This window comes from Pseudomonas sp. AP3_22 TE3818 (assembly GCF_053628995.1).
The window spans coordinates 4,243,203-4,263,700 of sequence record NZ_JBRJHL010000001.1; the positions used below are offsets into that span (position 1 = coordinate 4,243,203).

The 20,498-nt window shown below is 57.4% G+C and carries 19 protein-coding genes; 7 read left to right on the top strand and 12 right to left on the bottom strand.

Annotated features, from left to right (window positions below):
• Positions 1-121: 121 nt before the first annotated feature.
• The 4 genes from AB7M25_RS19110 (at position 122) to AB7M25_RS19125 (ending at position 3,651) form a co-directional block, all read left to right on the top strand.
• The gene (locus AB7M25_RS19110; protein ID WP_102701572.1) at positions 122-1,165 is read left to right on the top strand and encodes an LLM class flavin-dependent oxidoreductase; all 1,044 of its coding nucleotides are present in this window, start codon (positions 122-124) and stop codon (positions 1,163-1,165) included.
• 200 nt (positions 1,166-1,365) lie between these two features.
• Entirely contained in the window at positions 1,366-1,518 is a 153-nt protein-coding gene (locus AB7M25_RS19115; protein WP_429388692.1) for a hypothetical protein, read from the top strand.
• Positions 1,519-1,609: 91 nt separating this feature from the next.
• On the top strand, positions 1,610-2,287 hold the full coding sequence (locus AB7M25_RS19120) for an isochorismatase family cysteine hydrolase (protein ID WP_429519384.1): 678 nt from the start codon (positions 1,610-1,612) through the stop codon (positions 2,285-2,287).
• A gap of 5 nt (positions 2,288-2,292) precedes the next feature.
• The gene (locus tag AB7M25_RS19125) at positions 2,293-3,651 is read left to right on the top strand and encodes a purine-cytosine permease family protein (protein ID WP_429519385.1); all 1,359 of its coding nucleotides are present in this window, start codon (positions 2,293-2,295) and stop codon (positions 3,649-3,651) included.
• A 284-nt stretch (positions 3,652-3,935) separates the two neighbouring features.
• Here AB7M25_RS19125 and AB7M25_RS19130 read toward each other — a convergent pair whose 3' ends face one another.
• The 11 genes from AB7M25_RS19130 to AB7M25_RS19180 all read right to left on the bottom strand — a co-directional run bounded on the left by AB7M25_RS19130 (position 3,936) and on the right by AB7M25_RS19180 (position 18,211).
• Positions 3,936-5,282: a glutamine synthetase family protein gene (locus tag AB7M25_RS19130; protein WP_095967701.1), complete on the bottom strand. Its 1,347-nt coding sequence runs from the start codon at positions 5,280-5,282 to the stop codon at positions 3,936-3,938.
• A gap of 20 nt (positions 5,283-5,302) precedes the next feature.
• Complete coding sequence (locus tag AB7M25_RS19135; RefSeq protein WP_007976194.1) at positions 5,303-5,857, bottom strand: helix-turn-helix domain-containing protein; 555 nt, start codon at positions 5,855-5,857, stop codon at positions 5,303-5,305.
• 25 nt (positions 5,858-5,882) lie between these two features.
• Entirely contained in the window at positions 5,883-7,172 is a 1,290-nt protein-coding gene (locus tag AB7M25_RS19140; protein ID WP_454237842.1) for an NAD(P)/FAD-dependent oxidoreductase, read from the bottom strand.
• A gap of 220 nt (positions 7,173-7,392) precedes the next feature.
• Positions 7,393-8,556, bottom strand: a complete 1,164-nt coding sequence (locus AB7M25_RS19145) for a hypothetical protein (RefSeq protein ID WP_429519386.1) — start codon at positions 8,554-8,556, stop codon at positions 7,393-7,395.
• A gap of 399 nt (positions 8,557-8,955) precedes the next feature.
• Entirely contained in the window at positions 8,956-9,750 is a 795-nt protein-coding gene (locus AB7M25_RS19150; protein WP_429519387.1) for a hypothetical protein, read from the bottom strand.
• A gap of 261 nt (positions 9,751-10,011) precedes the next feature.
• The gene (locus tag AB7M25_RS19155) at positions 10,012-10,722 is read right to left on the bottom strand and encodes a hypothetical protein (RefSeq protein ID WP_429519389.1); all 711 of its coding nucleotides are present in this window, start codon (positions 10,720-10,722) and stop codon (positions 10,012-10,014) included.
• Positions 10,723-10,889: 167 nt separating this feature from the next.
• Complete coding sequence (locus tag AB7M25_RS19160; protein ID WP_429519390.1) at positions 10,890-11,450, bottom strand: hypothetical protein; 561 nt, start codon at positions 11,448-11,450, stop codon at positions 10,890-10,892.
• Complete coding sequence (locus AB7M25_RS19165) at positions 11,447-14,209, bottom strand: hypothetical protein (RefSeq protein WP_454237843.1); 2,763 nt, start codon at positions 14,207-14,209, stop codon at positions 11,447-11,449. Before AB7M25_RS19165 ends, AB7M25_RS19160 begins: the two co-directional genes overlap by 4 nt.
• A gap of 38 nt (positions 14,210-14,247) precedes the next feature.
• Positions 14,248-16,665: a type VI secretion system Vgr family protein gene (locus AB7M25_RS19170; RefSeq protein WP_454237844.1), complete on the bottom strand. Its 2,418-nt coding sequence runs from the start codon at positions 16,663-16,665 to the stop codon at positions 14,248-14,250.
• A gap of 104 nt (positions 16,666-16,769) precedes the next feature.
• Positions 16,770-16,991 carry a hypothetical protein gene (locus tag AB7M25_RS19175; protein ID WP_429519506.1) on the bottom strand — a complete coding sequence of 74 codons (222 nt, stop codon included), beginning with the start codon at positions 16,989-16,991 and terminating at the stop codon, positions 16,770-16,772.
• Positions 16,992-17,008: 17 nt separating this feature from the next.
• Positions 17,009-18,211: an NAD(P)/FAD-dependent oxidoreductase gene (locus tag AB7M25_RS19180; RefSeq protein WP_429561657.1), complete on the bottom strand. Its 1,203-nt coding sequence runs from the start codon at positions 18,209-18,211 to the stop codon at positions 17,009-17,011.
• Between the two features lie 308 nt (positions 18,212-18,519).
• Between AB7M25_RS19180 and AB7M25_RS19185 the strand changes: the two genes are divergently transcribed.
• On the top strand, positions 18,520-19,080 hold the full coding sequence (locus AB7M25_RS19185; RefSeq protein WP_429388702.1) for an RrF2 family transcriptional regulator: 561 nt from the start codon (positions 18,520-18,522) through the stop codon (positions 19,078-19,080).
• 88 nt (positions 19,081-19,168) lie between these two features.
• On the opposite strand, the gene AB7M25_RS19190 is transcribed toward AB7M25_RS19185, so the two are convergent.
• Complete coding sequence (locus tag AB7M25_RS19190; protein ID WP_218480568.1) at positions 19,169-19,504, bottom strand: hypothetical protein; 336 nt, start codon at positions 19,502-19,504, stop codon at positions 19,169-19,171.
• 278 nt (positions 19,505-19,782) lie between these two features.
• On the opposite strand from AB7M25_RS19190, the gene AB7M25_RS19195 reads away from it, so the two are divergent.
• A complete protein-coding gene (locus tag AB7M25_RS19195) occupies positions 19,783-20,022 on the top strand; it encodes a hypothetical protein (protein WP_104448762.1) in 240 nt (79 codons plus the stop codon).
• A 13-nt stretch (positions 20,023-20,035) separates the two neighbouring features.
• Entirely contained in the window at positions 20,036-20,386 is a 351-nt protein-coding gene (gene osmE, locus AB7M25_RS19200) for an osmotically-inducible lipoprotein OsmE (RefSeq protein ID WP_429388706.1), read from the top strand.
• Positions 20,387-20,498 lie beyond the last annotated feature (112 nt).

A 20,498-nucleotide genomic window follows, 5' to 3' on the forward strand; every position in this document is an offset into this window, starting at 1 on the left:
TCCCACAGAACCCGGGGTTGCCGGCAGAGAAATGTTTTGCAGTCATTCCGTATTATGGTATACCAATATCCATCAGGCCCGCAGTCGACAGGCCAACAACAAAAGATCCGAGGTAAGCGTCATGAAGTTTTCCCTGTTCGTACACATGGAACGTTGGGACGAAAGCGTCAGCCACCGCCAGTTGTTCGAAGACCTGACCGAACTGACGCTGATGGCCGAAGCCGGTGGTTTCAGCACCGTGTGGATCGGCGAACACCACGCCATGGAGTACACCATTTCGCCGAGCCCGATGCCGTTGCTGGCTTATCTGGCGGGCAAGACCACTACCATTCACCTCGGTGCCGGCACCATCATCGCGCCGTTCTGGCATCCGCTGCGGGTGGCCGGTGAATGCGCGTTGCTCGACGTGATCAGCAACGGGCGCATGGAAGTCGGCCTGGCCCGTGGCGCCTACCAGATCGAATTCGACCGCATGGCCGGCGGCATGCCCGCCTCCTCCGGCGGCCAGGCGTTGCGGGAAATGGTTCCGGTGGTGCGGGCCTTGTGGAACGGCGACTACGCCCATGACGGCGACATCTGGAAATTCCCCACCTCCACCAGCGTGCCCAAGCCGATCCAGCAGCCGAACCCGCCGATGTGGATCGCAGCCCGCGACCCGGACTCCCACAACTTCGCGGTGGCCAACGGCTGCAACGTCATGGTCACGCCGCTGATGAAAGGCGACGAGGAAGTCCTCGACCTGAAGAACAAATTCCAGGCGGCCCTGGACAACAATCCTGGCGTGCCGCGCCCGCAACTGATGGTGCTGCGACACACCCACGTGCACACCGCCGACGATCCGCAGGGCTGGGAAGTCGGGGCCAAGGCGATCTCGAAGTTCTATCGCACCTTCGATGCCTGGTTCGGCAACAAGACCACCCCGGTCAACGGCTTCCTCGCGCCGAGCCCGGAAGAGAAATTCGCCGGTCGCCCCGAGTTCGAACTCGAGAGCCTGCACAAGACCGCCATGATCGGCACCCCGGAAGAAATCATTCCGCGCATCAAGTACTACCAGGAACTGGGGGTCGACGAATTCAGCTTCTGGTGCGATAACAGCCTGCCCCACGCGGAGAAGAAAAAATCCCTGGAGCTGTTTATCAAGCATGTGGTGCCAGCGTTTCGCTGATTGCGCCACCCTGCTCCCGAATGCGAGGCCGGGGGTCAGCCCACCTCAACTGTGGGAGCGGGCTTGCTCGCGAAAGCGCCGGGTCAGTCAACATCTATGCTGGCTGTGATGACGCCTTCGCGGGCAAGCCCGCTCCCACAGGGATTGATGTGCCTGGCACACCGCTTTCGCAAGCTCGCTCCTACAGGGGGTCGATTTCCATGTTCACTGATCGCCTCCCATCACTCGCCCTTCCCTCCGGCGCCGCGCGGGCTTACCTGCGCGGTGAATGGACCGCCTCGCACCTGCATTTCAAGCGTCTGCGCGCCTGCGTTTCGGCCAAGCAGAACGGCTTCTGGCAAATAGTTCACTGAGCCCACCCGAACAGCCAATCACGCACCCCGCGTCTCGCCATGGCCTGGCGCGTGCGGTGCCTTGTGTTTCGCCTTTGATCAGGTTTGCCCAATGAACAATAACAACGCGCTGTTGATCATCGACATGCAGCAGGAGGACGGTTTCGTCCTGGAAAACTTCGACAGGGTGCTCGCCCATACCGCCGCCCTGCTCGATACCGCCCGCCATCAGCGGATGCCTGTCCTCTATACCCGCCACATCAATCAGGCCGACGGCAGCGACCTGCCCCACGGTGAACCCCTGGCCGCCGACGGTGGCCCCGGCGGTTACCGCGCCGGCACCCGGCAAGTGGAAATCATCGAGTCGCTGACGCCGCAGTCCGGTGAATGGATCATCGACAAGGGCCGTTACAGCGCCTTTCACCGCACCGACCTCGATGCCCGACTCAGGGCCATGGAGGTCGACACGCTGATCGTCTGCGGCGTGTTGACCGACGTCTGCGTACTGACCAGCGTGTTCGATGCCTTCGCCCTGGGCTATCGCGTACGCCTGGTCAGTGATGCCTGCACCACGACCACCGAGGCCGGGCATTATTCGGCGCTGCTGATCATGGCCAACTGGGTCTACTCGCTGGAAATCCTCACCACGACCGAATGCCTGCGCGCCCTGGAACAGCGCGACTACCTGAGCCTGATCCCCGAGCGTCCGGACCTGTTTGCCCATCAGCCCCATGAGCTGCCCGGCACCATCGCCCGTCTGCAATCCCGTCTCGTCCGGACTCAGGAGTGATCGCCATGCAAGTCGAAAAAAGAAGCATCGATTTCATCCCCGAAACCGAACGCCACGGCAAGCCGGGTTCGCTGTTCTATATCTGGTTCGGCGCCAACATGAACATCACCACCATCGCCTCCGGCGTGCTGCCGGTGGTGATGGGGCTCAACCTGTTCTGGAGTGCGCTGGCGATCATCGTCGGCTCGTTGCTGGGGGCGATTTTCATGGCCTCCCACTCGGCACAGGGACCGAAGCTGGGCATTCCGCAAATGATCCAGAGCCGGGCGCAATTCGGCGTGCTGGGGGCGGTGTTGCCGCTGCTGTTCGTGATGCTGATCTACCTGGGCTTCTTCGTCAGCAACACCTTGCTCGCGGCCCAGGCGCTGGAGTCCGTCAGCCCGCTGCCGATGTCCGGCAACATCTACCTGATCGGCGCGTTGTGCTTCGTCGTCGCCCTCTATGGCTATCGGTTGATTCACCGCTTGCAGAAGCTGCTGTCGATCCTGTCGCTGGTGGTGTTCGTGGCCGCCACGGTGCTCGCCTTGCAGTTGCCGATCCCGGCCGAACAATGGCTGCCGACCGGCTTCTCGTTGTCGAAGTTCCTGGTGGCGGTGAGCATCGCCGTGACCTGGCAACTGTCCTACGCGCCTTACGTCGCCGACTACTCGCGCTACCTGCCGAGCACTACGCCGACCGCCCAGGTGTTCTGGTACAGCTATGCCGGCACGGTCAGCGGCGGCGCGTGGATGATGATTCTCGGGGCGATCCTGAGCGTCGGCATCGGCGACTTTTCCAGCAATGTCGGCGGGCACGTCGCCGGTTTGTTCGGCACTGGCGCGGTGCTGCTGTTCGCCTTCATCGTCTATGGCCAGGTGTCGATCAACGTGTTCAACCTGTACGGCGCGTTCATGTCGACCATCACCGTGATCGAGCCTTTCGCCCGACTCAAGGTGACGCCACGGGTGCGCGGTGTGTTCATGCTGCTGATCAGCCTGGTGGCCACGGCCCTGTGCACCATCAGTCAGGACGACTTCATCAACTTCTTCCTGAACTTCATTTTCTTCATGAGCTATTTCCTGATCCCGTGGACGGCGATCAATCTGGTGGACTACTACTGCCTGCGCAAAGGGCAGTACCGGATTGACGACATCTTCGACCTGAACGGGATCTACGGGCGGGTCAACCGGATTGCCTGCGGCAGTTTCCTGCTGGCGATCGCCCTGGAAATTCCGTTCATGAACACCACGCTGTACGTCGGCCCGGTGGCCACGGCGCTGGACGGGGTGGATCTGGCGTGGGTGGTCGGGTTGCTGGTGCCGGCGGTGAGTTATTACTGGCTGATGAGTCGCTCCGTTCGCGTGTCAGTACCAGGACCTGCCTGACACTGCAAAACCTGTAGGAGCTGGCTTGCCAGCGAAAGCGCCCTGCCTGACACACCGCATCGTCCGGTTCGCCAGCAAGCCGGCTCCTACAGGATCCATAAATTTCAGGCAAAAAAAATCCCGGGCAGCTGATGGACGCCCGGGACTTAAAAATGCATAAACCGTGGTGGTGAACGCGGCGCGGATATTACGGAATATTTCGGCCTGTAACAAGATATTTTTATTCACTATCCAGTTACTAAATGCTCTAAGCCTTTATATATCCACATGTTTTCTAAGGGCGACTACAAGAACCAGCGATATTCCCGCGCGCTGATGTCATGCAGAAATGCCAGATGATCCTGACGTTTGTTTTCGCAATAGACGTCCACAAACTCCGCCCCCAAGCCTTCGCGCACGGCTGAATGATGTTGCATGGACTGCACCGCTTCGAGCATTTCCAACGGGAAATCGATGCCACTGCTGCGGTCTTCGTTGAGTGGTGCAATCGGCTCGCGCTCCCCTTCCAGGCCCTGCTCCAACCCCACCAGGATCGCCGCCAGCGCCAGATACGGGTTGGCATCGGCGCCCGCCAGGCGATGTTCGATGCGCAGGTTCTTGACGTCCGACTCCGGAATACGCAAGCACGCATCGCGGTCCTCGAAACCCCAACTGGCGCGGGACGCGACGTTCACCGTGCCGCTCAAGCGACGCATGGCATTGTGGTTCGGGGCAAAGATCGGCATGCAGTGCGGCAACACCTCCAGGCAACCGGCCACGGCATGGCGCAGCGCCCGCTGACCGTTCGCCGCCAGCAAGTTGTTGCCGGCCTGGTCATACAGGCTGACGTGCACGTGCATGCCGCTGCCGGGGTGTTGCAGGTAAGGTTTGGCCATGAAACTGGCACGCAGGTTGTGCTTGAGCGCCACGCCCCGGGTGCTGCGGCAGAACAGGGCCGCCCAGTCGGCGGCGCGCAGGCCGTCATCGCAATGGCCGAAGTTGATTTCGAACTGGCCCGGGCCGAGTTCGGCGGTAATCACCGTGGCATCGATGCCTTGGGCTCGCGCGGTCTCGACCATCTCATCGAGCACCGGGGCGAAGCGCGACAAGCGTTCGATGTGCATGTTCGGCTGATCATCGGCATCGCCAGTCAATTCATCACGGGGGAACTGAGGCAGGCCGTCCTTCAAGCGGCTGTCGAACAGGTAAAACTCCAGCTCGAAGGCCACCACCGGGAAAATCCCTTTACGGTGCAGGCGGTTCAACACCTGGGCCAGCACTTCACGGGGTTCGAATTCGATGGGTTTTTCCGTGCCGTCGGAGGTGATCAGCATCTGGCCCAGAGGCTGCTTTTCCCAGGTCACCAGCTTCAAGGTGCCAGGCACCAAACGCCGCAACGCATCCGGGTCACCATCGTTGAAGCAGTAGTCTCCGATCTTGAACAGCCCACCCTGGGTGCCGAGCAGCACGCAGTTTTGCGGCAGTTTCAGTGCACTGCCGGCAGCGACTTTCTCCAGCATCTCGATCGGGTAGCGCTTGCCGTAGAAATGCCCCGGAATGTCCAGGGAGATTAGGTCGACATAACGCACTTCGGGGTTGCAGTGGCGGAAGTTGCGAACTTCGGCCAGCAGTTCAGAGCACACGGCATCCATCGTTTTGGTCCTTGTTGTTATCAGGTGTAAACCCAAAGCACGCGGGTCAGTTGGTCGGACAGGTTGCCGTAGCGGCAGTGCGCATGGCTGGCCAGTTGAAAGCTGTCGCCGGGATGCAGGGTCACCGGTTCGTTGTCGTCGAGCCACAGGGTCAGTTGCCCTTCGAGGACATAACCGCCCTGCTCCGAGCTGTCCTTCATGTGCCGGTCGCCACTGCTGGCGCCGGGTTCGAGCTGGCTTTCAAGCATCGAGAACGACGCGCGCATTTTTGGCGAAACGAGGATGTCGGTAATGCCGTCGGCGTAGTACAGCGTGCGGCGCTCGTCCGGGCGAGTGACCCAGGACAACGCCATGGGTTTGGGCAGGCTGTAGAAATAGGTGGTCGGCACGCCGAGGGTTTCGCTGATCGCGGTCAGGTCCGCCACCGTCGGGCGCGACAGGCCGCGCTCGACCTGGGACAGAAAACCGACGGAGCGGCCGATTTTGTCCGCCAGTTCCTTGAGGGTGTACTTCTTGTGCTTGCGCAGGTCCTGGATCAGGATCGCCAGCGCCGAGATTTCTTCTTGCATGTCCATCAAGAGGCTTCCAGAAAGTGTCGCTTCAAATACTGTCGCGCAGTCGATACCAGGCTTTGCCGATGGCTTCCAGCGGCGCGGCCAGGTATTTGCCGCCGGGAAAACTGCCGTTGTTCAGGCCCTGGTACAGGGACAGTTCGTCGGGTTGACCGAGGATCGCGTCGGACACCGCCCGCGCCGCGGCCAGTGTCGGCAGCACGCCATGCCCGGAATAGCCCTGCATCCAGTACAGATCGCCGCGCCGTCCGATATCCGGCGTGCGTTTGAGGGTCAGGTCGATGTGTCCGCCCCAGGCAAACTCAAGCTCGACGCCCGTGAGTTGCGGGAACACCCGCTCCAGGAACGGCCGGGTCGCGGCGGCGATGTCCTTGGGCATCCCGCCCAGGTAAGTGCAACCGCCGCCGAACAGCAGGCGGTTATCCGGGGTGCGGCGGAAATAATCGAGCACGAACTGGTTGTCGGTCACGCACACGTTGCTCGGCAGCAGCGCAGTGGCCTGGTCCCTGGTGAGCGGCGCGGTCGCGACCTGATAGGTGCCGACCGGCAACACACAACTCGCCAGTTGCGGGTCGAGCCGATCGAGGTAAGCGTTGCACGCCAGCACCAGCACATCGGCGCGAATACGACCGCGCTCGGTCGTCACCACAAAGCCTTCGCCCTCCTCGCCATAACTCAGCGCCTTGCTTTGCTCGTAGATACGGCCGCCAGCCCGCTCAACCGCCTCCGCGAGGCCCAGCGCCAGTTTCAGCGGGTTCAAGTGCCCGCCCTCGGGGTCGAACAGGCCGGCCTGATAACGCTCGCTGGCCACCCATTCCGGCAGCTGTTGCCGGGGGATGAATTGCAGTTTGTCGTGACCCCACTTGTGGCTGGCCTCGTGCTGCCACTCGGTCAGCAGCCCCACTCGCCGCGGCATCACCGAAGTCCAGAGGTGGCCGGCGCGATAGTCGCAATCGAATTCATGACGGCCAGACAGATCACGCAATTCGCGCGCGGCCCAGCGCATGCCGTCCCACAATCGCCGCGCTCGCTCGTATCCCAGCGCCGCTTCCAGCGGCGGCATGTCACACGACCAGCCGAGAATCGCCTGCCCGCCATTACGCCCGGACGCGGCCCAGGCCACCCGGCTGGCTTCGAGCAAGGTCACGCGCTTGCCGGCCAGCGCCAGGCGCAACGCCGTGTGCAATCCACTGAAACCGGCCCCGATGATCAGCACTTCGGTGTCTTGCTCACCTTCCAGTGTGGTCCGATTGACCAGTTGATCGGCGCAGCTATGGGCGTAGTAACTGGCGACATGCCGGGTGGATTGCTGAAACATACGGCCTCGTGAAATTTTGTATTTTTAATTTCATGAAAAAATACACGGTTAATTTCACACAGGCAATGTTTCAAGTCGTAAAAGAAAAGATTCTGCAATAGGTGCGGGACTCGGCGTTGCGCTTCTTGAATGTCATGCTAGAGCAATTCCTCCGAGACCAGACCGGTGAGCAACAGCCCGCCGGCCCCTTACAGAGCGTCGAAACTGCATTCGAGATTTCCTATATCGGAAGTGCAGACACCGGCATCAACACCGCGCCCCAAAGCCCAGTCGTGGCAGCGCCACCACCACTGAAAATGAATTGCGGCCCGGCACCGCACTCAACCGTTCGTGCAGCGGCAGCGATGGCCAGCCAGGGGGAGGTTTTCCCCGGCTGCCCGAGCAACGCATCGAGGTTGCACACACCCTGTGGCAGCTGGACCGGCATGGGCACCTCCCTCAACACGGTGGCGATGGCGGCATGACGTTGCGCATCGATCCCCGCCCGCCAGACCCGCTCGACCGCCTGCGCTTGCAGCGGCACCCAGTCGAGGGCCTGGCGCGTGGCGTAGAGCAGGTCGGCGTCGGTCGGCTCGCGCTCTTGCTCAGGACGGTGGAGGTAGGCGATGGGTGCCAGGGTGGATTGCGTCAGGCGGTTGCCCAACAGCAAACCAACGGCGACTTCCGCGGTGCCTTCGGTCTGCTCCGGCGCAAGCTGTAACGCTACAATCATCAGCATCGCCTGATCGTTGATGCGTTGGTCGAGCCACTGATCAACTGCGGCCAATCCACAGCCCTCGACGGGTACCGTTGTTTGGCGAATACCCGACTCAGCCCACGCCTGTTGCCACACTCGGCACAACAAATCTTCCGAAAAGCTGCTTTCGATCTCTAACAACAAAGCCAATGGCCTATCGTCAGGCACCTGAGCCAGGGTTTGCGCCAAGTCGCTGAGTACCTGCGTCATCACCCGCAGCAGCAAGTCGTTCAACGATTCATCCGCACCACAATGCAAACGACTGTGGCGTAATGGTCCTTCGCCCAGTCGTGTCGGTTGAGCCTTCAGAGATTGAGTACCGCTGTCCAACTTATTCAACTGCTCATCTTGCTGGTCTTCTGGACTTCGAAAAGCGGTGTGCAGGCTCACACTCAACAATTGCTGAGAGCGCCGACCCTGACGAATTTTACGAATCAGATCTTCCTCACGGGCTGCATCCCACCCATCGGCTGCTCCTTGTTGGCCGAAATACACCGCCACTCGCAAGAAGCCCAGCACACACCAACCGAAGATCGGTACACCTACGGCCAAGCCCCAGAAATCAACAGGCCACTGGGGCAAGGGGTCATCATTAAATACTACCCCTCCGCCCACACCCACCAACAAACACAGCAACAGCAACAGCAAGCCGAGCCAACGCAAAAGCCCAGGTTGTGCAGGACGCAGTGCGAGAGGAGGTACTCTATCTAGTCTGACCGGCATGGCTAATTCGCTTCCATTTCAGACAACGAAGAAATCAATACGCAACCACGGGCGCATAAATGATCGTCTAAGGCGACTGGAATGTCGTTTTGTTTAATCGCCGGATGTCTCTCTGCGGCAATAGCAGTCAAAATCCAAAAAAAAACTAAAATAATACGTAATCAATCCCAGCAATCGCATTTTAAACCTTTCCCAAATTTAGTCGCTTCTTCTCTGTGAGCTGCCAGCACTCTGATCTCCCGTTCTTCAAAAGATGGTTGGGACAATGAAGGCTGCTGACGATTAAACTTTGCACACTAAAAATTAGCCAGGCATTGTTTAGATCTACAAATTATTGCAATCTTCAATGTCGCCGCACTTAATCCACCCATCGGTAATTACCTCCCCTTCAAATCTGAATTTAATCCAGGGAATGCCTGAACTTGAATCATCTACTTGGACCACTACCACCTTATCCCAGCGTGTCAAATATTTTCCAGACAAGACTCCGGGACTGCTAAAAACTTCGGCCCTCATCGATGAAACCATTGCAAATATTGGATGGCGCTCTTTAAAGTTTCTACTGTCATGCGCAAGATATTGAAAATAACCTCCATCCAAGTCGTATTTTTTTCTTACAACTTCGCCACACCCTATACAGCTATCCGCAAAAACTATTTGTGTCGCACGCCCTTCAACTTTGTAGATGTCCTGTTTCCAGATCGCGCCATCTCTGTACGAGCTAATCAAGTATTCTTGGTCAACTTTATGGTTGCACAATGGGCCATTACCGAAAACCAGATTATCCAGTGAGTAATCTGCCAGATTTACTATGTAAGCTTTTGAACATTGGTTTACGCTTCCATGATCATCCAGCGTTGCCACAACTTCATGCACACCATCGCCATTAAGATCTTGCAGGTGAAAATCAGTGTATATCTCATCGATTTCATCATGTATATTTTTTGAAATTGAAAGTTTGTGCGTTACTCCTTGCTCTAGCAATGAAACAGAAAGAGGTGATTGCCTTTCTATTTTCACCACTGGAACTGTTTCAATAGCAAAAGTGACATTACGCAGAAAATCTACACCCATCAAACAAACGATCAACGAGAAGATTTTTACTTGATAAAATTTCACTTCAGCCCCCATTCTTTCATTAGCGCATTAAATATATCGGTTCGTTCGTTCAACCCGTTACTTCCGCCATTTACGGCAAGCGTGACAAGGCTTACATTGAGCGGCTCCTTATCAATCAGGATATTGATATCACCTTTAGCTTCATGCTTTTTATATACCGCGCCTTTTTCTCAAAAATCAACACGAAACAGCAATAGCCAAGTGTAAGCTGCCCGCAATAGCGCGACTAAAAATCTCTCCCACCACTTAACGCGTCAACCATCACAATATATCCGCCAACGGAACCCACCCACTGCGTTCGTTATGTTGCGAAGATCCATACCGAATTTTTATCCACCCACTATTGAAGTCAACTACTTTTACGTCGTCACCATAAATCAAATAATTACCCGAGGAGCTTGATTCATTAAAAAAATATGAAACTTGTGATTTTTTCGCGGTTATCACTGCATTTAACGGCTGCTCAAGACTTAAATGTTCTTGATCGAAAACATTGGCTTTGGCAAGACTCTCAAATTTTAGTGCCGCCCGTTGTTCCGAAGTTAATGCAAGGTGCATTTGTTGAGGAGGGGCGCTCGGTGAAATGGAATTCAGTCTTATCAATACATATGATTCGACAACACGTTGCGCATCCGCATCAAATCCAACGAGATAAATATTATTGGGATACTCCAAGAATATCTGAAATCCATCGCCTGCGGGCTCAAGACGAACAGCATCATCTGCCAAATCAGACTCATCTAGCAATACCGCATTTTTTGAAATCGGCGCAACCCACTCATTGTTCCGATATACAGATATGACAACCTTGCCATTGTCAGAAACAATGCAAATAAGATTTCTTTCTGTTTTTAATTGGTGAAATACACGTGAACTGGAAATGCTTTTCTTGCACTCATTCGCTAAAGCTTCGAATGCTATAAGCATAGTTACCGCCACTAACACCCTACCAATTTTGTTTGAGATTTTCATAGGCACTCCTTAATTTTTACGTCGTACCTAACGCGTCCAAGGGGGGGGGCTCCAATTTTCAGCGGCGGCGATGACACAGTCGGTCTCGCTGATGGCGAAAGTATGCGCATGCCTAGTTACGGTGTCGCAGCGACTTCCCAACTGGTTATCACAATACGAATTCAACGTTACTCGTTAAGTTCGGACATTTTCTGATTACCAAGATCCATGTACTCTATTCCATCATATGCTTTATCAATCAAATAATTTTTCCCTGGCAAAGTACAATTTTTATTGAAAACCTCTCGACCTTGATTCCTTACTACAACCTTATAACCATCAAGACCGTGACTTTCAAACGAATAACTATACTTTCCACTAGAGAAACGCAAAGCAGTATCAGCGCCGTCAATATTTCTAGAACTATAAACCCTAAATATTCCTCTAGGTGGAGTCTTTTTTTCTGGAAACTGCATTTCTATTTTTTGTTCTAGCGCACCATCAACTGGCCTTCCATAGCGATACTGCACGTATCCGACATCAGGAGAAACATTAGCTTTGGCGCAAATAGAAGCCACTGGGCCATCATAGCTATACGGATCAGCGCCGCCATCTAATGCGCAGCTTATATAAATATCCTCACCTTCTCTGCACATAGTAGTATCAATGTCGACGTAAGGATCTTTCGCCCAAGCACCATCCACTACGGGCAATAAAATTAGAAGATGGGCGTACTTAAACTTAATCATTGAAGAAACCCCTCACCCCAAATACGAATAAATCGCCTTCTTCTGTCGGGATGACTATCCGTGTGAAAGTTGACAATTTTTGTTATCTTATCAACAGTCTCTGGCGAACTACCTTTATCTGCGACTTCATACAGTTTATTTATCAACCAAAAACTCGCAGCTGATCGCGTAGCATACTTCATCTTTCTAAGAAGATCTGGATTCTCCACAAAGTCCTGTTCATCACCAAGCCATTGAATGGCATTTAGTCGATACCACTTATTAAATTCAGTATAGTTATGCAGTCCTGTTAACTGTTTAAGTCCTCTCCCACGGTACTTCCAACCATCCCCACTTGAATACCCTCTATTTCCAAGCTCCCTTCGTGCGCCATATGCGCCATTGGCAATGACCTCAAAATCAAATTTATTCATGGGCGAACCATTTTCTTTTATTTTTCCACGATCTATTTTATATCCATGTGCACTTGCTTTTTCTGGATTGTTCTTAAAATATTTAAACAACCGAATCAAATCATTAACCTTGTAAACAAAGCTCTCTTCAGTGGCTAATTGATCTCCTGTTTCCTGCAGGATTTGCGCAAAAAAGTGTGCTCGTCGCAAGGGCGTGTCTAATTTGTAGAATTCAATATTGGCATTGAGTTCCCCTGCAATTTCTTTTAGATCACTATCGCGATCAAGCCCCAACCTCGGATATATCTGCCTCATGATTTTCAGTGTAAAAGTAAACCTCTTACTCATGAAATTGCCCCACAATCCAATCGGATGAATGTGAAACACCATCCCTTCCTTAGACAACCCAACTTTCCCCGCCACCTCACCCCACCAGCTCAACTGCTTCATTCGCTGTTTCTCCGCCACCCAATTCAAAATCGGTGCCGAATTGGTATGCCCCAACACTTCATCCAGTGCATCCCACTTGCTCTGCCGGTATAACCATTCGCTTTCGCTGAGGATCACCAACTGTGCCAACGATTGCGCCAGCGCGGGCACCCGCAATGCCGCTTGCAATTCGTCGGCGGTCATTTTGCCGTTGCGGTCTCGGTCGATGATTTCGTACAGGCGCGTCTGCATCCGCCCTTTGTCCCACTTTTCCGCCCGGGCGCGCAGGCGCTCCTTCGACTCTTCACCGAGTACGCCGGTGACACTGAACAGATAGGACAGGCTCAACTGCGGCAGGGCGTAGTTGTAGAGAACGTCGTAACCGTCCCAGGACCAGGGACTGACCCAGGGTGTGACGCCCACTTCCTCACGCACCCAGCCGTCCAGCGGTTTTCCGGCTGCGTCATAGAGCAGGCCCTCAAGGCGGTACCAGTTGTAGGTTTTGCCGCTGGCACCGGTAGGCACCCGGATTTTCCGCTCGTTCGGCAAGCCGTCGAGCAGGCTTTTGGGCACCAGCAGGTCGGCATCGCTGCCGGGATTGTCGCGGCTCCAGATGGGCAAAAGACGGGCGCTGATGTGATCTTGATGCGCCGACACGGGCGTGCCCTTTGCCAGCTTCAGCCAGGTCTTGTGTTTATCCGGCAGGCGCTGGGCCCAGACACGGCTCGCGGCGAAGAAGGCTTCCACGTCATCATCGCTGAAGACCTCCAGGTGCAGCTTTTGCTGTGGCGCGGTTCCGTCGCATTCCTGATACGGGCCGAGATGCCCGATCAGCTCGCCGGCCTTGATGGGCGCTGGCTGGTCGAGTACTACCACGTCATCGAAAATCTTCGGTTTGCGCTCACTCTGCAACGAGTCGAAGTACACATACTGGGCGACGCGTTCCAGCTTGCGGAATTCGCCTTCGCCACTGAGGGTTACAGATGCCCCTTTCAACAACTTGCCCAGCGGTATTTCCTCAGAACTCGGCTCCGGGTAAACACTCAATTCGTCAGTGACCACACAGCATTCGCCACTCGGCAAACGTTCCAGCGAGTTGAATTTCACATAGCCCTGTAACGAGCCATCCGCAGTACGTAGAAACGCCGGGCCATGGCTGTTTTCCAACTTGCGAAAGTTGCCGTTGCCACTGATCGTCACTGGCGTACCGACGGGCAGAAAGTCGATCACTTGGCCTTGACGATCCTTGTGCCGGACATTCGCCCCCCGTTGTTCCGGGTGGCCAGGCATTCTGTCGGGCGCGTCGGGCTTGACGCGAAGTACCGGGTTATAAGACCAGAAGCTTGGCCGTGGCACCTGTGGGGCCGCTTCATAATGCGCCCAATCTTCCAGGTGCATGTACAGGCTGTAAAAGGTCAGACCAGGCGGTTCTTCGCCGCTGCCATCCATCTTCGGTGCTTGCAGGTGATGCCGGACCAGCACGAACCCCGAAGCAAACGGCGCTTTGAGGGTGCCCCCTGCCGCTGGATAAAAGGTGCTAAGCGGTGTGTGCTCGGGAACCCGGTAGGCCACGACCTCGCCGTCAGCCAGACAGTGCACCTGAGACAGCGCATCGGAGCCTGTGGTACTGGAATCGAAATGCACGCCGCCATGCCACATGCCATTGCGACCCAACGGGTAGTAACCGGCTTGGGCGTTGGCCAGTTGGGTCAACTGCTGCAACGGGTTGCCACGGTCGCCGAAGGGGTGTCTCCAGTTCTTCAGCGGCGCCGTTGACACTGTCGGTCGCGCTGGTGGCGAGAGTATGCGCATGCCGAGTGATGGTGTCGCAGGAGGCGATTGTGTATCGGGGGTCGGAGGTGGCAGCGCGGCGCGCCGGTCTCGCTCGCGTCGATAGCTGATCTCGTCCTTGATAACCTCAAAAATGTAGCCGAGCATGTTTATCCGTTCCTTGTGATGAAGCAGCGCGTTCCGGATTAACCGGAGATTTTGGTCAAGCCCAGATGCTTGGTCGCGTAATCGTGCAATGGCGGCAGCACGGGTATCTCCGGTACTTGCGTGACCGCACCGCTGTACTCGAAATGCGCCGCCTTGACCTTGTGGTCGCCCGCTGTGCCCGATTCGATGCCGCTCTGCTCCAAGGTGAGGTAACTGCCGCCGCCATTGAGGATGATTTTTTTCTTGGCGGTGATGCGGACTTCGTCCTCGGTGCTGGTGATCTCCAGGCCATGGCGGGCGATCAGTTCCAGCTTGTCGTTTTGCGCTTGGACGCTTATCGGCCCCTGATTGGCGATCAGCTTGATCCCGAGCTTGCGCACGAACAGGCTCAGCCCCTGGCCGACGCCGATGAACAGGCGCTTGACCACGCTGAGGTCGGCCTCGCCACCGGCGTTGAGCATCAGGTTGTCCTTGGCCGCCAGTTGCAGGTGCTGGCCACTGGTGAGGGCGATGCCTTGCGGTGCGCTGAGCAGCAGGACCTGGGACTTGAGCTGTTCGAGGTCCTGGCGCAGCAGGTTCAGCTGTGCTGCCACGTCCGCCGGATTGGCATTGGCGGCCTGGGCGTCGACCGACAGCTTTTGCAGCTGTTCGCCGGCCTGTTGCAGGCGGCCGACGGCAGCGTCCATGTCCAGCACCGGGCCCTGCGCCTTGGCCTGTGCATCGGCACTGATGAACAGGCCCTTGCCCGCCCGCAAACTCCCCCACTGATCCGTCCTCAGCTCAAACCCTTCCCCACGCTTCTTCCGCTGGCCATCTACCAGATGCCCCAGATTCAGCTGACTCTTGCCGTCATACTCGGTGCTGAGCTTGATGTGCTCCTGCCCCCGCGTGTCGTCCATGCGCAACTTGTTATTGGCCGGCGTACGCAGCACGTTGCGGTGGTCGTTGCGCTGGGTCACCAGGTCGGGGTGCTGGTCGTCGTGCAGGGCGTGGGCGATGTAGGGTTTGTCCGGGTCGCCCTGTTCGAAGGCGATGGCCACTTCGGTGCCGGCGATCAGCGGCAGGTGCAGGCCGTAGGTGTCGCCGGCGTAGGCGCGGGCCTGGCGCAGCCATTTGCTTTCGCGGCCGGCGGGCCAGGTGTCGCGGTCGAAGAGGAACTTGACCCGGTAGCGCCCTTGCATGTCGATTTCGGTGTACAGGGGGTTGCTCTGGGGGTGGGTAACGCGCGCTGGCAGGGTGCCGGCGATTTGTGGTTTGGGCGGTACTTCTGGGCGAAAGCACAGGCGCAAGGCGTAGGGCATGGCTTCGAAATCGCAGGTCAGGCTGCGGTCGCGGGCGGCGCGCGTGGTGATCTTTGTGATCACCACCCGGGAGGCGAAGGCCTTGGGGGCGTCGCCGCTGATGGTCAGGACCTGACCTGGGGCCAGGGTGGCGCTGCTGCTGGTGCCGCTGAGGTGGGTCTGGTTGTTGAGGTAGCGTTCGTGGCGCAGGCGCGCATAGAAAAAGCCGCTTTCGCTTTGCAGGTCTTCGTCGCGCAGGTGGGACTTGCCGAGCACGCGGTAGGGTTCGGCGTAGTGGTAGGCGTCGCCGTAGGTGTTGTCGGCGACGCCGCGGGTTGTGGCCACACCGTGGGTGGCGGGCTCGCCGCGGGTCTGGTCGACCTCGCCGTCGAGGAAGGCACGGCTGTCGTCGGGGTGATAGGCGCGTACGCTGACCTGCTGTTCCACCACCCGGTGGCGGGTTTTCAGGGCCCAGACGCTGTCCTGCTCACTGTTGCTGAAGCCCGACGGCGAGCGCAGCGGCAGTTCGACGTCGAACTGGTAGCAGCGCTGGTCGTCGCAGAACTCGACGACGTCGAAGGCGAGCTCTTCGTGCTGGATGCAGCGGTACCAGATGCCGACGTCGGCCAGGATCCGGCTGATGAAGGCCAGGTCGCTTTCCTGGTACTGCATGACCTGCTCGCGCTGCGGGTACTCGCGCTTGAGGTTGAAGCGAAAGTGCCCGGTGTCCAGACCGTGGCGGTCGCGCAGGATGCTTTTGACGATGTCCGGCACGGACTGGTGCTGATAGATCCGCGTTTGCTGGCCGCGATCAAGCAGGGCCAGGCGCGGTTGCAGGGTGACTTCGTAGCGGGCTTCGTCGATTGAGCCGGACAGGCGCTGGCAGGCGGTGATGCGGCCATAGACGGTGCGCAGGGGCTTGGGCGGCCTGGGTACTTCCCAGTCGAACACGGGCACGTTGGACGGTGCGTCGTACAGGCTGAACTCGGCGTACTGGCCGATGAATTTTTCCGCGCCGATGTCGAGGTCGCTGGCGGTGAATTCGATGCGGTAGAGGTAGGGTTGGCTAAGGTACTCATGGCCCTCGAAGGTGAGGACGTCGAGGTGGGTGTCGAGCTGGTCGATCTTGAGTGTGTGGCGGCTGTGGTCGAAGAAGGTGCGCAGTGCGGTGCTCATGGTCAGGCCTTCCTGGTCTGAGGCGGGGGACGTGCAGGAAAGGCTGTGCTTTCACCCGAGTCCTGGGGGGGCGAAAGCATTCAAGAGGTTGGCTGGAATGAAAATCAGGCATTTCTGACAATCGCGTAGGACGCTTCCGCATTTTGGAAGTGCATGTCGATACGCGTGGCTGTTACAAGGAATGACGCATCGAGCCCGGTTAGCGCGATAGCGAGCTCTTTTTCATCCTTATGTAGATCAACCACGTCTTTCCCGGTAATCCGTGAATAATCAAAAATCCCGCCCTGGCTGCCCTGGGCGGGATTTTTTCGAACAACGTTGTTCAATCAACGCGATTGACGACTCAGGCCACAGGAATCATCGGATCCGCCGAAGCCAGCGCAGTGACACGATCAGCCGCCGGTGGGTAGATCCACTGGGTGTTGATCTGGGTCTTCAATGCCTTGGCCTCATGCTTGACCAACTTGACCTGGCGGTCCCAACCCTCGGTGTAGACCGCGCCCCAGGCGCCGAGGTCGAGGCAGGTCACGTACTTGGGCTGGCTGTACGGCGTCGGGTCGACTCCGAGGATCTGCGCCGCCACGTTGTTGCCGGCATGACGGCCCAGCGAAATCGCGTGCTGGCAGGTCATCAGGGCGTAGTTGCCGATCTCGTCGCTGGCTGCGTAGGCCACGTCGCCGGTGGCGAAGATGTCGTCCTGGCCAATCACTTTCAGGTGGGCGTCGACATGCAGGCGGCCCAGGCGATCGCGTTCGGCCGGGATCTGTTCGGTCAGGGAGCTGGCGCGAACGCCGGTGGTCCAGACCACGGTCCTGGCATCGATACGCGCACCGTCGGACAGGGTGACGCCATTGGCATCGACCGACACGACCGAGGCTTTCAAGTGCCATTTCACGCCGGTCGCCACACTGGCCTCGACGATCGATTCGGCGATTTCCTCGCCCATCGAGCCGCCGATTTTATCGCCACGGTCAACGATGATCACATTGATGTCGGCACGGTCGCCGAGGATGGCCCGCAGGCGGGTCGGCATTTCAGTCGCCGTTTCGATCCCGGTGAAACCGCCACCGGCCACCACCACCGTGTTGCGTGCGTTGCTTTCGGGCTGATTGGCCAGCGCCTTGAGGTGGTTTTCCAGGCGCACCGCCTGTTCGATCTGGTCGACGTCGAACGCATGTTCGGCCACGCCCGGGGTGTTTGGCGAAGCCAGGCCGCTGCCGGTGGCCAGAACGAGTTTGTCGTAGCTGCAGACTTGTCGGGCACCGGCGGCATCGACATAGCCGACCTGTTTTTGCTCGACATCGATGGTCTGCGCCGCGCCCTTGATGAACCTGACCCCTACAGCATCGAACAGATCTCCGATCGGCGCAGCCAGTTGATGGGCGTTCGGTTCGTAGAAGCGCGGACGCACACGCAGCTCGGCCTGGGGCGCCAGCACGGTCACTTCAACGTCGTTGTGGCCGTGAATGTCGAACAGGCGCGTGGCACTCAAAGCGGTCCACATGCCACCGAAACCTGCGCCGATCACCAGAATGTGCTGTTTCATCTTTAACTCCAGGGGGTAACAAGGGTTATGAGTCACGCTCATCGGGAGCGGGCACGAGGTCGGTGTTTTTCGAGAACCGCCGACCTGTGCCGCTCGAACAACTACGACTGTATTGATCCTAGTTAAATCCCGCAACCGGTTTTTTTTGATGGCCGCCATCGAACCCGTCGATGCTTCGGCAGAAAAGCCTCAAGAACGCGCATGACAAGGATTTTTCGAGCAGACAAAAAAATTTCAGGGCGCGACGATTCATTGCCTGGCTTAGGCTCTGCTGCTAGAATTGGCGACTAATCAAGTCGGAGATTTGTATGTCTCTTTACAGCGCGGGTGTCGAGTACGGCATCCACTGCCTGCTTTTTCTCGTCGGCAACGGTGGCGATTCGCGCGAAGCGAGTGTGCGCGACCTTGCCGAACTGCAAGGCGTTCCCCTTGACTATCTGGCGAAAATCTTCACCAAGCTGGCCAAAGGCAAACTGGTGGTCGCCACCGAAGGCATGCGCGGAGGCTTCAAGCTGGCCCGGCCCGCCGACGAAATCACCCTGCTGGATATCGTCAACGCCATCGACGGCCGCAAGTCGATCTTCGATTGCCGGGAAATCCGTGGCCGTTGCGCAGTGTTCGACGGCACCCCGCCGGCCTGGGCACTGGACGGTCCGTGCGCGGTCCATGGGGCGATGATGGTTGCGCAAAAACGCATGGAAGAGGCCCTCACCCAGCAAACCATCCTCGACATCGCCAGGAAATTCGGGCGCAAGGCCCCGGCCGAATTCGGCGTCAAGGTGGAGAGCTGGATGAACGAGCGTCGGGAAAGGAAAAGCAGTGCCCAGGCCAGTGAGCAGATCATTCCTGCGACCAACCTTTCAGACTGATCCACATAAAACCGGATGCACGCCAGGCATCCGGTTTTTCTCAGCTCAGGCGAAAAACGGTCGGTGACCGATTTTCACCCTTTCGCGCTTAAAGGCAGTCGCGCACGATTTTGCGCAGGTCGCCGGATTTGGCCCAAGGTGGCCCCTGATACAGCGAAATCTGGCTGCCATCCTTGTATTTCACGATATCCAGCACTTCATCGGCCGTTATCACGCTTGGTGCGGTGATCCGGTAGCCGTTGGAAATCGAAACCTGGGTCGTATTCGATACTTCCTTCTGCCAGGCCGGCAAAACGCACGCCGCATACTCTTTTGGCGTCTTATCGCTGTGCTTGCTGACATTCGGCTCGCCCGGTACCAGCGACGCCGGCAACGAACATCCGCCCAGCAATGCCAGCGCGACTCCCCCCATCAACATCCGCATGCTGTTTCCTTAAATTCGAAAAGAGAAAATGTAGCTTGCCGCCGACCGTACATCCATCCCGACGATTCGGCGAGTCATTGATATCACTTTGCCCAGTTAGTTCCTTGCAGGCTGTCATTTGACGTCATCCTGGCTTGAGAACACCGGCACTAGAGCAGGACAGCGCATTGTCCTGTTCGCTTTTCCCGACCAAAGGAAACCCCGCTGACTCAGACAACACAACATCCGGTCCGGTAAACGGGTCTAACATTGCGGAATGCAGTGTTCAGGAGGTCATCATGTGGCTTAACGATTCGGAACAGGAACTTCGGCGTGACCTGCAAGGGCTTGCGTCAGATTTGCGCTGGTCGGCGGTGGAGCTTTTGCGCATTGAGCAGCGGTTGCGCGAGCTTGGCAGCGAAGGCGACGCGCAAGCCGTGCAAAGACTGTGTGCTTTGTTTCAGGGTGATGAACAAAAACTGGCTGGCTATGCCGAGGAAGTGAAAGCCAAGGTCATTAGCCGCAACAAGGCTCAATAGCGGGAGCGCTGCCATGAACAGGCCTCTATTCACGCTGGTCGCCGTACTGACCGCGTTGGCAGGCTGCAGCACCAACTCGATCTATCAGGACCAGCCGCTGGTGGCGAAAGTCGACACCGGCATGACCCGGGAGCAAGTCCGGCAAATCGGCGGCCAACCCCTGGCGGTGACTGATCGTACTGTTGAAGCCGGTACCTGCTTTGACTACAAACTGACTCAGGCCGGTCATCAGCAGGCGTACAACGTCAGTTTCGATGGCCGCGGCATGGTCGACCACAAGAGCTTCATGACCTGCGCGGAATGGAGTCACGCGCAGCAAAAGGCCCGGGAGCCCTCCCGGCCCAGCGGAGGGGGTGGGTACTAGCGCGCTATTTGTAGGAGCGAGCTCGCTCGCGATGGACGTCAACGATGACGCGCCCTGTCTGAATGAACGCGTTGTCCGGACGTTTTTCGCGAGCGAGCTCGCTCCTACAGGG

Bases quoted from the DNA above. Each gene is read 5' to 3' on its own strand.
- AB7M25_RS19170 (WP_454237844.1), bottom strand. From the start codon at position 16,665: ATGAGCACCGCACTGCGCACCTTCTTCGACCACAGCCGCCACACACTC.
- AB7M25_RS19140 (WP_454237842.1), bottom strand. From the start codon at position 7,172: ATGTTTCAGCAATCCACCCGGCATGTCGCCAGTTACTACGCCCATAGC.
- AB7M25_RS19115 (WP_429388692.1), top strand. From the start codon at position 1,366: ATGTTCACTGATCGCCTCCCATCACTCGCCCTTCCCTCCGGCGCCGCG.
- AB7M25_RS19130 (WP_095967701.1), bottom strand. From the start codon at position 5,282: ATGGATGCCGTGTGCTCTGAACTGCTGGCCGAAGTTCGCAACTTCCGC.
- AB7M25_RS19155 (WP_429519389.1), bottom strand. From the start codon at position 10,722: ATGAAAATCTCAAACAAAATTGGTAGGGTGTTAGTGGCGGTAACTATG.
- osmE (WP_429388706.1), top strand. From the start codon at position 20,036: ATGAACAGGCCTCTATTCACGCTGGTCGCCGTACTGACCGCGTTGGCA.
- AB7M25_RS19185 (WP_429388702.1), top strand. From the start codon at position 18,520: ATGTCTCTTTACAGCGCGGGTGTCGAGTACGGCATCCACTGCCTGCTT.
- AB7M25_RS19165 (WP_454237843.1), bottom strand. From the start codon at position 14,209: ATGCTCGGCTACATTTTTGAGGTTATCAAGGACGAGATCAGCTATCGA.
- AB7M25_RS19135 (WP_007976194.1), bottom strand. From the start codon at position 5,857: ATGGACATGCAAGAAGAAATCTCGGCGCTGGCGATCCTGATCCAGGAC.
- AB7M25_RS19125 (WP_429519385.1), top strand. From the start codon at position 2,293: ATGCAAGTCGAAAAAAGAAGCATCGATTTCATCCCCGAAACCGAACGC.
- AB7M25_RS19180 (WP_429561657.1), bottom strand. From the start codon at position 18,211: ATGAAACAGCACATTCTGGTGATCGGCGCAGGTTTCGGTGGCATGTGG.
- AB7M25_RS19195 (WP_104448762.1), top strand. From the start codon at position 19,783: ATGTGGCTTAACGATTCGGAACAGGAACTTCGGCGTGACCTGCAAGGG.
- AB7M25_RS19190 (WP_218480568.1), bottom strand. From the start codon at position 19,504: ATGCGGATGTTGATGGGGGGAGTCGCGCTGGCATTGCTGGGCGGATGT.
- AB7M25_RS19110 (WP_102701572.1), top strand. From the start codon at position 122: ATGAAGTTTTCCCTGTTCGTACACATGGAACGTTGGGACGAAAGCGTC.
- AB7M25_RS19120 (WP_429519384.1), top strand. From the start codon at position 1,610: ATGAACAATAACAACGCGCTGTTGATCATCGACATGCAGCAGGAGGAC.
- AB7M25_RS19160 (WP_429519390.1), bottom strand. From the start codon at position 11,450: ATGATTAAGTTTAAGTACGCCCATCTTCTAATTTTATTGCCCGTAGTG.